The sequence below is a fragment of the Streptomyces sp. GQFP genome, from assembly GCF_021545335.1.
Taxonomy (GTDB): Bacteria; Actinomycetota; Actinomycetes; order Streptomycetales; family Streptomycetaceae; genus Streptomyces.
In genome coordinates this window covers 303198-317706 of the sequence record NZ_CP089312.1, presented here as the reverse complement: position 1 = coordinate 317706, position 14509 = coordinate 303198, and the positions used below count along the sequence as shown (strand labels likewise).

Genomic DNA, 14509 nt, shown 5'->3' with positions numbered 1-14509 from the left:
ATCATGCTCCATGGCCGGTCAACTACCTTGTGATGAAAGGGGTTTGACGGCATGAGCCGTTCTGTACGGGGAGGGCGGAGACCTTGCACCGAAGATACAGATGGGTGGACCGTGAGCTTGCCCGAATGGACCCGGAGACCGACTGGGAGCGGATGATCTCGCTCTACATCGGCCACCGGGTCCCGGAGTTCGCCCTGGCGATGATGATCTATCCGGGCACCATGCGCATGATGCAGCCGAGCATGGGGTCCGCCACCCTGGCCCACACCGCGAAGCTGGAGACGCGGCCCCACCGGCGCTTCCAGGACGGCAACGACTTCCTGACGGCCTGGATGGTGGACGGCCTGTCCAGCGAGGCGGGCCGCAAGGCCGCCGAACGCCTGAACCGCATCCACCTGGGCGTCGCCCGCCGCACCCCGCACCTCCCCGGCAACTTCGACGACGTCGACGACTTCGTCTATCCCCTGGTCCTGCTGGCCACGTTCGGCGACCGCCTGCAGACCTCGCTGGGCCTGCCCGGCACGAGCGAGAACATGAAGACGGCGTGGCACCACTGGGCGCGAACGCTCTTCCGCCTCCTGGAACGAGAGTCCGGCCCCTTGGCGGGTGAGGCGTTCCCCGAGGACTGGAACGCGATGACCGAGTTCGCCGCGAAGTTCGACTCCCGGCCGTACGAGCAGACGGAGGCAGGTCACCGCGTGGCGACCGCGATGATGGACTTCTTCGCCGAGCGCTGGTTCCCGTCCCCCTTACGCCCGTTCGGCCGAGACCTGACCCGCTACCTCGCCGGCGAGCGAGTCTGCCGCCTCCACGGCATCGGCTGGCTGAGCCCCCGCCGAGAGCGCGTCGTCCGAGCCTTCCTGAAAACCGCGTTCCGCGCCCAGCGACTACTCCCCGACTACCGCACCCCACTCCCCGAGCGCCTACGCCGAACCCGCTACACCAACGCACAACTCAGGAAGCTGGAGGCGTGAGGCGTGAGGCGTGAGGCGTGAGGCCCGGGCCCTGGGGCCCGAGGTTTGACGGGCCTTCGGCCCTCGCCCCCCGGCTCCGGCTCCGGACCCCGGTCCCGGCTCCGGACCCCGGTCCCGGCTCCGGACCCCGGTCCCGGCTCCGGACCCCGGTCCCGGTCCCGGTCCCGGTCCCGGTCCCGATTCGGGTCCGGATTCGGGTCCGGGCCCAGGCTCCGGGCCTCGGCTCGGGTCCCACCCCCGCACCCGGTTCCGGTCCGAGTTCCGGCTCCGGTCGGGTCCCGGTTCGGTCCGGGTCTCGGCTCCGGGCCTTGGCCCTCGCCCCCGACCCCCTGTCCCGGTTCCGGTCCCGGCTCCGAGCCTTGCCTCCGGCTCCGGTTCCGCCCCGGTTCTGCCCCCGCCCTCGGTTCCGGCTTGGGTCCCGCCCCGGTCCGGGTCCTGTCCCTGTCCCTGTCCCCGGCCCCCTGTCCCCGGCCCCCTGTCCCCGGCCCCCCTGCCCTGTCCCCTGCCCTGTCCCCGGCCTCGGCCCTGTCCCCTGCCCTGTCCCCGGCCTCGGCCCTGTCCCCTGCCCTGTCCCCGGCCTCGGCCCCGGCCTCGGCCCCGGCCCCGGGTCCGGCCTCGGCCCCGGCCCCGGGTCCGGCCCCGGGTCCGGCCCCGGGTCCGGGTCCCGGGTCCGGCCCCGGTCCGGGTCCCGGTTCCGGTCTCGGTTCCGGCTCCGGCTTCGGTTCCGGGCCTCGGCCCCAAGGCCCGGCCCCCCGGCCCTGACGGACCCCGGCCCCCAACGCCCCGCATCCCCAACTCCCCACCATTCACCTCCCCTTCACCACCCCGTCGCCGACGTCACTTCCCACCCACCGCGCGACCTCCTAACCTCAGGCGCCACCCTCATCCGCACCGCCATGCCCAAATGCCCCTCTCCGAAAGGTGACCGTGTCCATGCGCCCTCAACGGCCGTGCAGCGCAAGACGGTTGGTACACCGACTTGCCGCCGCGCTGACAACCACCGCCCTTGCACTGGCGGTTCCCGCCCCGGCGACCGCCGTGCAGGCAGCCGCCGAGCGGCCGTCCTCGCTCGTGGATCCCCTGATCGGCTCCGCGAACGGCGGCAACACCTACCCCGGTGCCACCCTCCCGTACGGCATGATCGCCTGGTCGCCGACCAGTACGACGGGTGATCAGACCAGCACGGGTGCGGCCAACGGCTATCAGTACGGCGTCACCCGTATCCGTGGGCTGAGCCTCACGCATGTGAACGGTGCCGGCTGCAACCCGGGCGCCGCAGGGGACGTACCGATCATGCCGTTCGTCGGGGACGTCACGTCCTCGCCCTCGGCGGACACCAGGGACGCCGTCTACGCCTCCGACTTCTCGCACGCGGAGGAGAAGGCCGTGCCCGGGCGCTACACGCTCGGTCTGAAGTCGGGCGCGAGCGCCGACCTGGCGGTGAGTCGGCGCGCCGGGGTCGCCGACTTCACGTTCCCGAGCGACAAGCCCGCGAACCTCCTCTTCCGGGTCTCCAACTCCCTCAACGGCAGCGAGAACGCGCACATCGATATCGACGCCGCCCACCGCAAGGTGACCGGCTGGGTGCTCACCGGCGCCTTCTGCGGGCGGCGCGCCAACGGCGGCGTCAACAACCGCAAGAGCTACTACAAGCTGTACTTCAGCGCCTCCTTCGACCGCGCCTTCGCTACCACCGGCACCTGGCACGACAGCACACTCTCACCCGGCTCGACCACGGACTCCGGAGGCGAGGGATACGCGACCGGCGCCGACCGCGCGGGACGCGGCTCCGGCGGCTGGGTCGGCTTCGACACGTCCTCCGACAACGATGTCCGGATGCGGATCGGCATCTCGTACGTCAGCCAGGCGGGCGCCGAGACCAACCTCCGCCGGGAGATCCCGCCGCAGGCGACCGTCGCCGACGTGGCCGAGGCCGGCGCGCGGGCCTGGGACCGGGAGCTGGCCACCGTACGTGTCGAGAGCGGTGAACCGGCCCGCCGTACGGCCTTCTACACCGCGCTCTACCACGCCCTCATGCAGCCGAACCTGATCAGCGACACCGACGGCCGCTACTACGGCATGGACGGCGCCGTGCACCGGCTGGCGCGCGGGCAGCGGGCCCAGTACAGCAACTTCTCCGGCTGGGACCAGTACCGGGCGCAGATACAGCTGCTCGCCCTGCTGAAACCCACGGTGGCGGGCGACTTCGCCCAGTCGCTCTACAACTTCGCCCGCCAGAACGGCGGAGTCTGGGACCGCTGGGTGCACATCAGCGGCGCCACCCATGTCATGACCGGCGACCCGTCGGCCGCGACCCTGGCCACCTTCTACGCCATGGGAGTACGCAACTTCGACTACGAGGGCGCCTTCGACTCACTCCTGCGGCAGGCCACCGTCCCCCATCCCGACGGCCTCCTGGACGCCGGCTGTCCGGGCCAGTGCGTCGGCCAACGCCCCAACCTCGCCCAGTACTTGACCTCGCACTACGCCGCCCAGGACGTGTGCCACTGCTGGGGCGGCGCCGCCGAGACCCTGGAGGACGCCGTCGCCGACGACGCGCTCGCCCGGTGGGCCAAGCTGCTCGGCCGGGACACCGAGGCCGCGGCCCTCGCCGAGCGCGGCGCCTACTGGCGCAACGTCTTCAACCCGAACGCCACCGCCACCGGCGGCTACATCCAGGCCCGCAACCTCGACGGCTCCTGGGTGACCCCCTTCAGCCCCGGCAGCGACCGCGGCTTCGCCCAGGGCACGAGCGCCACCTACACCTGGATGGTGCCCCAGGACGTCCAGGGCCTGGCCACCGCGATGGGCGGACGCGAACAGGCCGCCGCCCGCCTCGACGGCTTCTTCCACAATCCGGACGGGTCGTGGTCCGTCCGAGGCGGTGACGCGCTGCGCTACGACCCCACCAACGAGCCCGGAATCCACGCCCCTTGGCTCTACAACGCCCTGGGACAGCCCTGGAAGACCCAGGCGACCGTACGCCAGATCCTGAACACCGTGTACGGCACCGGGCCCTCGGGCCTGCCCGGCAATGACGACCTCGGCACCATGTCCGCCTGGTACGTCTTCTCCGCGCTGGGGCTGTACCCACAGACCCCGGGCAGCGCGAACCTGCTGCTGGGCACCCCGGTCTTCACCTCCGCAGTGCTGGACCGTCCGGGCCGTACCGACATCAGGATCAGCGCGCCCGAGGCCGACGCCACGCACGTGTACGTCGATGCCGTACGCCTCAACGGCCGTACGGAGGGCAGGTCTTGGGTCGGACCCGGTCTGACCCTGCGGGGCGGCACGCTCGCCTTCGGTCTCTCCGAGCAGTCGGACACCGGGTGGGCGACCGACCCGGCGGACCTGCCGAACTGACCCTGCGGACAAGCCTGTCGGCGGCACGCGTACGCTCCGCGTGCCGCCAACAGGGGAGTTCAGGGCACCTGGATCAGGAGGCGCTGGTTCATGCTGTGTGCAGGGTCAGGCCGTACCGGCTGAGGATCTCGTTGATGGGCTGGAACCAGGTCTGGCCCCCGCTGGTGCAGTTGCCCCAGCCGCCGGAGGTGACGCCCTGGGCCTGGTCGCCGCTGATGAACGAGCCGCCGGAGTCGCCCGGTTCGGCGCAGACGCTCGTCTTGGTCATCTGATAGACCGCGCCCTGGCTGTAGTTGACGGTCTCGTTGAGGCCCTGCACCGTCCCGCAGTGCCAGTGCGTGGTCGACCCCGACCGGCAGATGGAGGTGCCGACGGGCGCCACGGCCGAGCCGCGCACGAGCCGGTCGGGGATCGTGCCCCAGCCGAGCACGACCGGCACGGTCCACCAGCCGCTGCCCACGTTGACCCAGGCGTAGTCGTTGCCGGGGAACGAGGAGCCCTGGAAGTTGCCGATGTAGGACCGGTCCCAGCCGCTGACCCCGGCGCCGGCGCTGCCGCAGTGCCCGGCGGTCACGAATCCGCCGTGCACCGAAAACCCTATGGAACAGCGGACGTTGCCCGTGTAGTACGGGTCGCCGCCGACGGTTCCGGCGGCGAAGGTGCTCGGGGCGGAGGCGGTCTTCTCGACCGTGACGGGGCCCGTGGCACGGGCCCGGTCGAGGAACTGTTCGACATCGTTGTCGCCCTGTCGGTCGGCGACGACGGTCACGACGACCGCGCTGCCCTTCGGGTCGACGTGCCAGCCGCTGACTCCGTCGGGCGCGTCCAGCTTGTCGAGGCGGGCCCGCGTGGCGTCGAGCTGCCGGGCGCTGTGGGCCGCGGTGCGGACGGTCGCGCCGGTGGCCCGGACGGCGCTGAGGGTGGCGGGGGAGGCGTCCGCGGTGACGGCGACGGACAGTCGGCCGCTGTCGGCGTCGAACCAGGCGCCGCCGTAGGAGGCACCTGCGGCCTGGCGGGCCTTCGGCTCGGCGGCCGTCGCCGTCTTCTCCGCGGCGAGGCGCGCCTCGGCCTGCGGCTTCGTCAGCCCGAAGTCGCGCTGCATGGCGGCGAGAAGTCCGGCCGAGGCCGGTGCCTCGGCGGAGGAGGCGGATGTGGTGGTCGTCTTGGCGGTGGGGGAGGAGTCGGCGGCTGCGGGCAGGACGCCCGTCGTGGTGAAGGTGCCGAGCATGAGCAGTGTCGCGGCCAGGGAGGCGCGCGTGATCGTCCTGCGTCTCAAGGGAGTTGCCCTTCGTTGTTCCAGCAAGGTGGGGTGGAACGGCGGTACTCTGAGAGCGCTCTCACACGTGTGGCTGGCCAGAGCCTAGCGGCTGACCCTTGGCAGGTCCATACCAATTGGCGTCGCTGTGATGTCCCCCGGGCGGCAGGACCGACGAGCGATCAGACGAGGTCCGCCAGAGCCGTGAGCGTGCCCTCGCCCGCCGGATCACCGGCGGTGGCCGCCACCCCGACCCGCACCGGCTCGTCGACCGGACCGCCGTCCTCACGGGCCGCGGCGACCACGCTGAAGTCCATGAACCCACGGTAGGGGGTGGCATGTTGAGGGCGACGGCCCTTTTCGGGCAGCGACGGCCTTTTCAGGGGGCCGTACGCACGGACCCCTGCGGGCCATTCGGATGCGGCTGTCCGTCGGGCCCTTCCCCGGCCAGCCAGTCGGCGACGGAGCGGGCGATCGGCTGCCCGGTGTCCATCTCGACGAAGCCGAACTGGCCCGACTGGTTGCATTCGAGGAACCACCAGATGCCGTCGGCGTCCTCGGCGAAGTCGAAGGCCCCGTAGGCGAGTTCGGCCTCCCGCAGATACCGGTGTACAGCCTCGGTGATACGTGGTGACACCTCGACCGGGCGCCAGGGCTCGTCCGAGGGAGCGAAACGCACGTCGACGTCGTCGGGATGCGCGTCCGATGCGACGGCCTTGCGGGCGGCGAGGATCCGGTCGCCCACCGCCGTCAGACGGATGTCGGCCCGCTTGTCGACCCGGCGTTGCAGCAGGGTCGGCCCGAAGGCCACGGCGGTGAAGTCGACATCCGGTGCCACCCGGCTCGTCGGCACCACCCTGGGCGGCTCCTGCGGATGCGACCCGGAGACGGGCTTGACGACCAGGTCGGGAAAACGCTGCGCGAAGTCACGGGCGGCCTGCGGGAACGTCGTGATCAGCGTCGCCGGGACGGGGAGCCGACTGCGCTGGGCCAGATGCAGCTGCCAGGGCTTGTGACGGGCCCGGCCGGCAGCGTCGGGATGGTTCATCCAGCGCGCGCCCGTACCCCGGAGCATGCCGTAGAAGGCCTGCGAGGCCTCCTCGGTGAGCCAGCCGGACGGCTCGGCGGCCCGCGCCCCCGGAACCCCCGGCCTGCGCACCCACACGGACCGCAGCCCGCCCATGCTGACGAGCCGCCCGCCGACGGACAGATGCCCACGAAAAGCGCCGTGCACATACTCGCCGGACAGGGCGACATCGCCGGGCAGATCGGCGGGATCGAGCCGGACCACGGGAATACCGGTGCTGTTCAGCCGGGCCACCACGAGATCCGCCGTCACATCCTGTTCGGACGTCAGAACCAGGACCGTCATCGCGTCAGATCCATGTTCAGTCGTCGAAGTGTGTCTTGGAACCGGCGGTCGACGTAGTGGCCCCGAATTCACGCATCACAGCATGGTCATGAGCCGCTATCCGCCCGCCCGGAAGCACATTCAACTGCAGTGCGCAGTCATAGCTGTACGGAGCGCTCACCTCCAACTGCTCAGTCGGGCGCGCGTAGTTCAGAACGAACAGCTGCATCGCTTCTCCTCGATCGGCGACGACGTCGGTCAAGTGGACGCTGGCACTCCGGGATTACCGTCCCGTCCCCCGTGCCCCGCCTCCAAGGAGTTATACGAATCGAACGAGTGAATGGTTGCCTCACGTTGTGTACAACCGCGTCCGGACAGCTCTCCGTAGTCCGCACACCACGCTCCGCAGGTCGCGGGGCCTGAGCGCGGTGGGATCAGAGGGATCGGAGGGGGATCAGTGGCGTCCCAGACCACCACTGCCGAAGGAGCCGCTGGAACCGGGGTCCCAGCGCCCCCGCTGCTGGTCCTTGCGTCGTTTCGTCGACGCGGGGTGGAGTTCGTACGGCATGAGCCGTTCCCGCTCGGCCGCCGCGCGCGGCATTTCGTCGGGCTCCCTCATCTCGCGGACCTCGTGAACGGGACCGGAGGGCGGGAGTGTGGGTTGTTCGTCGGGGCGGGGCCGGGCGGATTCCCGGTCCCGTACCCGCATGCCGAACCAGAAGGCCCAGATCAGTGCACCAGCGATGAACAGGCCCGCGATAAATGCGGCCGTTACGTTGAGTAGATCGCTCGACGCGGCCAGTAGCTCAGACGTTGCCGTACTCATGTGCCAATTATCGCCGACGGCATATGAATGCGCGCCTGAAATGATCCTGAGAAATCGCTGTCCGGCTCTTGTCCCTTCTTTGTGCGGTCAGGGCTTCAGGGCGACCGCACCGAATTGCGGAAGAGTAGCGGCGGAGTCGCTCTCCGTACGCCACTGCGCACAGGAGACGAGCCCGGGGTCGAGAAGATCCAGGCCGTCGAAGAATGCGGCGACCTCGGCGCGGGGACGTGCGGTGATCGGCGGGGTGGCGTTCTCGTTCCAGAACTTCATCGCCTCGACGTTTCCCTCACCGCCGAGATCCGAGTCGGTCGTCGGATGCGTCAGCACCAGATAGCTGCCCGAGGGCACCGACGCCATGACCTTGCGCACGATGTCCTGCGCCTTGGCGGTGTCGAGCACGAAGTTCAGGATGCCGAGCATCATCACGGCGACGGGCCGTTCGAAGTCGAGGGTCTCCGCGGCCCTGGTGACGATGGCGTCGGGGTGGTGGACGTCCGCGTCGATGTAGTCCGTGGCCCCCTCACGTGTGCCGGTCAGCAGCGTACGGGCGTGGGCGAGCACGATCGGGTCGTTGTCGACGTACACGATCCGTGACTCGGGCGCGATGCGCTGGGCGATCTCATGGGTGTTGTCCACCGTCGGCAGTCCTGTCCCGATGTCCAGGAACTGGCGTACCCCCCGCTCGGTGACCAGGAAGCGCACGGCCCGCCCGAGGAAGGCGCGGTCCGCGCGGGCCACGCTGCGGATCAGCGGGAACATGGCGTCGATGTGGTCACCGACCCCCTGGTCGACGACGTAGTTGTCCTTGCCGCCGATCCAGTAGTTCCACACCCTGGCGTTGTGGGCCACCGAGGTGTCCAGCCGGCCGCGTCCCTCTGACGTGCTGCCCTGCTCGCTCACGCCGATTCCTCTCGTCACTTCCCGCACCCCGCACGGACGTTGACACACACCCCGGCCGTCAACATCGTTCGCGCCTACGAGGGTGATCTTATGACCGGACTCTGGGAGGCCAGGGCGGGAGGCGGCGGGAACGCGTGCTGCCGCGGCCGGCGGCCGGGCTCTAGTCTCGCCGGACAGGCCCCAGCGGAGCGGGAGACCGGGAGAACACGGATGGATCACTACGACTACGACCTCGGCACCCATGGGCGGACTGTGACGACGACGTCCGCCGAGGCCCAGAAGTGGTTCGACCGGGGCCTGGTGTGGACGTACGGCTTCCACCACGAGGAGGCCGTCGCCTGCTTCGAGGCCGCCGCCGCTGCCGACCCCGACTGCGCCATGGCCCACTGGGGCATCGCGTACGCCCTCGGCCCGAACTACAACAAGCCCTGGGAGTTCTTCGACGGCGAGGACCTCGCAGCGACCGTCGCCCGCACCCACGCCGCCGTCGAACTCGCCCAGCGCAAGGCGGCCGGTGCCACACCCGTCGAACAGGCCCTGATCGGCGCCCTGCGGGCCCGCTATCCGCAGGCGGAGGCCGTCGAGGACTGCTCGGTGTGGAACGAGCCCTACGCCGACAGCATGCGCACGGCGTACGAACTCGCCCCCGACGACCTCGACGTCGCCACCCTGTACGCCGACGCGCTGATGAACCTGACCCCCTGGCAGCTGTGGGACGTACGCACCGGCGAGCCCACCGAGGGCTCGCGCACCCTCGCCGCGAAGGCCGTCCTGGAGCGGGCGATCGAGACCGACGCCGGCTCACGCCACCCGGGCCTCCTGCACCTCTACATCCACCTGATGGAGATGTCAGCCGCCCCGGAGACCGCCCTGCCCGCCGCCGACCGGCTGCGCGGCCTCGTCCCCGACGCCGGCCATCTCCAGCACATGCCCACCCACCTCGACGTGCTCTGCGGCGACTACCGGCGCGTGGTCGCGGACAACAGCACGGCGATCGTCGCCGACGAGAAGTTCCGCGCGCGGTCCGGCGCGATGAACTTCTACACCCTCTACCGGTCGCACAACCACCACTTCAAGATCTACGGCGCGATGTTCCTGGGACAGTCCAGGACCGCGCTGGAGGCCGCCGCACAGCTGGAGGCATCCATCCCGGAGGAACTGCTTCGGGTGCAGAGCCCGCCCATGGCCGACTGGCTGGAGGGCTTCCTCGCCATGCGGGTCCATGTGCTGATCCGCTTCGGCCGCTGGTCGGACATCCTCGAACTGCCGCTGCCCGCCGACCCGTCGCTGTACTGCGTGACGACGGCGATGATCCGGTACGCCCGAGGGGTCGCCCTCTCCGCCACCGGCCGTGTCGTGGAGGCCGAGGCGGAGCGCGAGCTGTTCCGTGCGGCGGTCATGCGGGTCCCGGAGACCCGCATGCTGTTCAACAACACCTGCGCCGACATCCTCGCCATCGCGTCGGCCATGCTCGACGGTGAACTGGCGTACCGGAAGGGCGACTTCGACGCGGCCTTCGCCTCGCTGGAGCGGTCGATCTCGCTGGACGACAACCTGCCCTACGACGAGCCGTGGGGGTGGATGCAGCCGACTCGGCATGCGTATGGGGCGCTGCTGCTCGAACAGGCGCGGGTTGCTGAGGCGGAGGCGGTGTATCGGGCCGACCTTGGACTCGATGACACGCTTCCGCGGGCGGTGCAGCATCCCGGCAACGTGTGGGCGTTGCATGGGTTCCATGAGTGTCTGGTTCGGCTGGGGCGGGTGGGGGAGGCGGGGATTGTTGCTCAGCAGTTGAAGATTGCGGTTGCTTTGGCGGATGTGCCGATCGAGGCGTCCTGCTTTTGCCGTCTGGACGTCGGATGTTGCTAGACGTTCGCCTGCCGGCCGGTGGGGGCTGGTCGCGCAGTTCCCCGCGCCCCTTTGGGGCGCTGCCCCTGGGGACGTTTGTTGTTGCCTTCTGGTCTGCCTTTGGGGGCGGTGACCTTCCGTGGGGGGCGGGCTAACGTCCGTGTGTGAGTGACGACAACGCCCAGCAGGGCCCCCGTCGGCGTGGGCCGGGTTTCTTCACGCTGATGGTGTTGCCGTGTCTGGTGACCCTCGCTGTCGTCGCCGGTTTTCTTGCCCTGACGGGTGGTCTGCCCGGGGGTGGGTCCTCGGACGGGGATGCGCGGCAGAGCGTCGCGGGTGGTGTCAACGAGACCTATGGGCCCTGGCTGCGCAAGGCCGCCGTCTGTAGCGTCGTCGCGCCGTCCGTGCTCGCCGCGCAGATCGACCAGCTCACCGGGTGGCGCGACGACAGCGGCGAACTCACGGGCGAGCAGGGCATCGCCGGGTTCACCACCGCGCAGTGGCGGACCTGGGGCAAGGACGACGACGGCAACGGCACCTCCTCGCCGCGCGACGAGGCCGACGCGATCATGGCGCTCGGCCGCCAGGACTGTTCCCTCGCCCGGAAGATCACGGACCTCAGAACCGAGGGCACCGTCAACGGCGAGCTGGTGGACCTCACCCTCGCCGCGTACGCCGTCGGAATCGACGAGGTCACCGAAGCGGGACGCGTGCCCGACGGTGCCCGGACCTACCTCGCCGAGGTCAAGGAACTGCTCCCGCGCTACGAGACGTTCGACCAGGAGCCCGTGACCGGCGGCGGACCGGCGAGCGCGATCCTGGCCGCCCCCGTGAGCACCCTCGTCATCACCTCCCCCTTCGGATCACGTCAGCACCCCCTCACCGGCGTGACCAAACTCCACACCGGCGTGGACTTCGGCGCGCCCCAGGGTGCCCAGGTCTTCGCCGCCCGCGAGGGTCAGGTGGTCTTCGCGGCCATGACCAAGGCGTACGGCAACCGCGTCGTCATCGACCACGGCACGATCGAGGGCAAGCGCCTGGAGACGACGTACAGCCATCTGTCCGCGTTCGACGTCACCGCAGGACAGACGGTGACCGCGGGCACCACCATCGGCCGGGTGGGCTCCACCGGTCTGTCCACCGGCCCGCACCTGCACTTCGAGGTGATCTACGACGGCTACTACGCGGACCCGCAGCCGTGGCTGGCGGCGAACTGACCGTTCCTGACCCGTCCGTCCGGTCAGCCGTGGGCGTGCAGCCCGTCGAGGAGAGGGTGGTGGCTGTGCCGCCAGCGGCCGCCGACCCGGCGCGCGTCGGCCACATGCGGGTGCCCGGCGGGCAGACCGGCGTGCTCGTGCTCGACGGGCACGGGTTCCCGCGCAGGCCACAGACGTACGGCGGACAGCCCGCCGACGAGCGCGACGGCCCCCAGAGCGAGCACCGCGGACCGGAGCCCCGCCACCGCACCGAGCCAGCCGGCCAGCGGATACGTCAGCAGCCAGCAGCTGTGGGAGAGGGAGAACTGGGCCGCGAACGCGGACGTCCGCTCCCCGGCCGGCGCCGCCCGGCGGATCAGCCGCCCGGTCGGAGTGAGCACCATCGAACAGGCGGCACCGAACGCGGCCCAGACGGCCAGCAGCGAGGGCCAGCGCCAACTGCCGCCGCCCGCCGAGGTGATGGCGCCGAGCGCGACGAAGACGCCGGTGAGCAGCAGCGCGCCCCGCAGCATCACCGTACGGTCCGGTATTCGGTCGAGAACCCGGGGCAGGAGCAGTGCCACGACCATCGAGCCCGCACCGAACGCACCGAGGGCGAGAGGCACGTCGGCGGCGCTCCGGCCGAGCAGGTCACGGACGTACACCACGGTGTTGACGGTGACCATGGCGCTCGCGGCGGCCACCGCGAGGTCGAGGGCGAGCAGGGCGCGCAGCTGGGGGACGGCGAGGAAGAGCCGGGTGCCGGCGGTCGCGCGCGCGTACACGCTGCCGGTGGGCAGGGCGGTGGTGGCGCTGACGGGCTTGGGCAGCACGACGGAGGTGACCAGGAGGGCCGAGGCCAGGAAACCGGCCACCGTGCCGAGGAACAGCCAGTTGTACGTGATCAGGGACAGCAGCGCGGCGGCGAGGGCCGGGCTGAACAGGCTCTCCAGGTCGTAGGCGAGCCGGGACAGGGACAGGGCCCGGGTGTAGTCGCGTTCGGCGGGCAGTACGTCCGGTACGACGGCCTGGAAGGTCGGGGTGAACGCGGCAGACGCGGCCTGCAGCAGGAAGATCAGGACGTACACCTGCCAGACCTGGTCCACGAACGGCAGCAGCAGCGCGACCCCGCCCCGGGTGAGGTCCGACCCCACGAGCAGCGCCCGCCGAGGCACCCGGTCGGCGACCGCGCCGACGGCCGGGGCGATGACGACGTAAGCCGCCATCTTGACCGCGAGTGCCGTCCCGAGCACCGAACCTGCGTCGGCGCCCGCGAGGTCGTACGCGAGAAGGGCGAGGGCGACCGTCGCCAGGCCGGTGCCGGTCAGGGCGACGAGCTGGGCGGTGAGGAGGTGGCGGTAGGTGCGGTTGCGGAGGATGGAGAGCATGCGGCGGTCCCTGGGGGTGGCGGGGAGCGGGCGCGACGTCTCCCTACTGTATCTACAGGTGCGCACCTGCGCACATATGGGGGAGGAAATGCCCTCCTCCCTCTACGCTGAGGGCATGCCTGCTCGCGAGACCTTGCCACCTGCGGCCGATACGCATCTGCGTGCCCCGGACAGTGCGCGGCTCGCGGAGGCGACCGAGGTGTTCGCGCTGCTGTCCGACGCGACGCGGCTGCATCTGCTGTGGCTGCTGGCCCAGGGCGAGTCTGACGTCGGTTCGCTGACGGAGCGGTGTGAGGCGTCGCGGACGGCGGTGAGCCAGCATCTGGCGAAGCTGCGGCTCGCGGGGTTGGTGGAGACGCGGCGGGAGGGGCGGTACGTCCACTACAGCCTGCGTGACGGGCACTTGCGGCGCCTGGTCATGGAGGCACTGAGCCATGCGGACCACAGGGTGACCGGCAAGGCGGCCCACGACTGAGGGGTTTTTCTCGCCCCCGCCGCCCCTACCCGTCCCATCCCTGGGGGCGCTGCCCCCGAACCCCCGTATCGCGCTGAACACGCTCGTCCTCAAACGCCGGACGGGCTGGGTATGTCAGCCCGTCCGGCGTTTGAGGACAAAGGGGGGTCTGGGGGCGCAGCCCCAGGGATGGGAACGGGTAGGGGCGGCGGGGGCGAGGAAACCCGGCGGCTACTGCTGGGCGGCTCCCCGGCGGCGTACCAGGTAGACAGCCGCACCCGCCACCACGACCACCGCCGCCCCGATACCTATCCAGACCCCCGCCGACATCCCACCGTCGTCCTCGCTCGCCGTCGTCTCCACGGCCGGCGATGCCGACGCCTTCGTGGGCTCGGCACTCGGCGTCGGCGTCGCCGACGGCGTCTCGCTCGGCGACGGGCTGCTGATCGGCTTCGCACCAGGCGCCGCCGCCTTCAGCTTCAGGACCGGCGCCGGCTGCTCCCCACCCTCGTCCAGCTCGATCCACCGATCGATACTCCCGTCGCTGTACGTCTGCAGCGACTTGAAGGCAACCTGCTTCGCGTCGGGAAGCTGCCGCACGACAACGGAGTACTCGGCGCTCACGCCGGTCTTGAGGGCCGGGCCCTTGACCGTGTAGCCGTCGTCGGCGGTGGCGAACTTCCAGCCCTTGGGACCCTCGCCGTACGTCACGTCGCCGGGCGCGATGCCCTCCGGCAGGATCACGCGGACCTCGGCGATCCCGGCGCTGTCGGACTCCGCCTCCGCGTGGAAGGAGATCTCGACGTTCTCGGCGAGAGCCTGCGCCTTGTCGGACTCGACCTCCATATGGGCTGCGGCCGGTCCGGCGGTGAGGAGGACGAGGGTGGTGGCAGCGGCGGCGGTGAGGGCCAGGCGCCGTGTGGCAGTGAAGAGCATGGGTGTCTCCGGGTCTTT

The 14509-nt window shown here is 70.7% G+C and carries 13 protein-coding genes; 5 read left to right on the top strand and 8 right to left on the bottom strand.

All coding sequences use genetic code 11. The features are described from left to right. Positions 1 to 125 precede the first annotated feature (125 nt). Entirely contained in the window at positions 126 to 974 is an 849-nt protein-coding gene (locus LUX31_RS01495; RefSeq protein WP_235472687.1) for an oxygenase MpaB family protein, read from the top strand. Positions 975 to 1907: 933 nt separating this feature from the next. Continuing rightward, positions 1908 to 4337 (top strand): GH92 family glycosyl hydrolase, encoded by a 2430-nt coding sequence (locus LUX31_RS01490; protein WP_235472686.1) that lies wholly within the window; start codon positions 1908 to 1910, stop codon positions 4335 to 4337. Positions 4338 to 4425: 88 nt separating this feature from the next. Here LUX31_RS01490 and LUX31_RS01485 read toward each other — a convergent pair whose 3' ends face one another. The 6 genes from LUX31_RS01485 to LUX31_RS01465 form a co-directional block, all read right to left on the bottom strand. Beyond that, the gene (locus LUX31_RS01485; protein ID WP_235472685.1) at positions 4426 to 5613 is read right to left on the bottom strand and encodes a S1 family peptidase; all 1188 of its coding nucleotides are present in this window, start codon (positions 5611 to 5613) and stop codon (positions 4426 to 4428) included. A gap of 161 nt (positions 5614 to 5774) precedes the next feature. After that, positions 5775 to 5909 carry a hypothetical protein gene (locus LUX31_RS37410; protein ID WP_268828104.1) on the bottom strand — a complete coding sequence of 45 codons (135 nt, stop codon included), beginning with the start codon at positions 5907 to 5909 and terminating at the stop codon, positions 5775 to 5777. 62 nt (positions 5910 to 5971) lie between these two features. Then, positions 5972 to 6964 (bottom strand): ATP-grasp ribosomal peptide maturase, encoded by a 993-nt coding sequence (tgmB, locus tag LUX31_RS01480; RefSeq protein ID WP_235472684.1) that lies wholly within the window; start codon positions 6962 to 6964, stop codon positions 5972 to 5974. A gap of 16 nt (positions 6965 to 6980) precedes the next feature. Beyond that, on the bottom strand, positions 6981 to 7172 hold the full coding sequence (gene tgmA, locus LUX31_RS01475) for a putative ATP-grasp-modified RiPP (RefSeq protein WP_235472683.1): 192 nt from the start codon (positions 7170 to 7172) through the stop codon (positions 6981 to 6983). Positions 7173 to 7397: 225 nt separating this feature from the next. After that, entirely contained in the window at positions 7398 to 7769 is a 372-nt protein-coding gene (locus LUX31_RS01470) for a DUF6479 family protein (RefSeq protein ID WP_235472682.1), read from the bottom strand. A gap of 87 nt (positions 7770 to 7856) precedes the next feature. Beyond that, entirely contained in the window at positions 7857 to 8669 is an 813-nt protein-coding gene (locus LUX31_RS01465) for an SAM-dependent methyltransferase (RefSeq protein WP_235472681.1), read from the bottom strand. A 210-nt stretch (positions 8670 to 8879) separates the two neighbouring features. On the opposite strand from LUX31_RS01465, the gene LUX31_RS01460 reads away from it, so the two are divergent. Both LUX31_RS01460 and LUX31_RS01455 read left to right on the top strand, forming a co-directional pair. After that, complete coding sequence (locus tag LUX31_RS01460; RefSeq protein WP_235472680.1) at positions 8880 to 10538, top strand: hypothetical protein; 1659 nt, start codon at positions 8880 to 8882, stop codon at positions 10536 to 10538. Between the two features lie 203 nt (positions 10539 to 10741). Beyond that, positions 10742 to 11734 (top strand): M23 family metallopeptidase, encoded by a 993-nt coding sequence (locus LUX31_RS01455; protein ID WP_235479760.1) that lies wholly within the window; start codon positions 10742 to 10744, stop codon positions 11732 to 11734. A 23-nt stretch (positions 11735 to 11757) separates the two neighbouring features. On the opposite strand, the gene LUX31_RS01450 is transcribed toward LUX31_RS01455, so the two are convergent. Beyond that, entirely contained in the window at positions 11758 to 13101 is a 1344-nt protein-coding gene (locus LUX31_RS01450; protein WP_235472679.1) for an MFS transporter, read from the bottom strand. A 115-nt stretch (positions 13102 to 13216) separates the two neighbouring features. On the opposite strand from LUX31_RS01450, the gene LUX31_RS01445 reads away from it, so the two are divergent. Next, positions 13217 to 13576 (top strand): ArsR/SmtB family transcription factor, encoded by a 360-nt coding sequence (locus LUX31_RS01445; RefSeq protein WP_235472678.1) that lies wholly within the window; start codon positions 13217 to 13219, stop codon positions 13574 to 13576. Positions 13577 to 13786: 210 nt separating this feature from the next. On the opposite strand, the gene LUX31_RS01440 is transcribed toward LUX31_RS01445, so the two are convergent. After that, a complete protein-coding gene (locus tag LUX31_RS01440; protein WP_235472677.1) occupies positions 13787 to 14491 on the bottom strand; it encodes a DUF1775 domain-containing protein in 705 nt (234 codons plus the stop codon). Positions 14492 to 14509 lie beyond the last annotated feature (18 nt).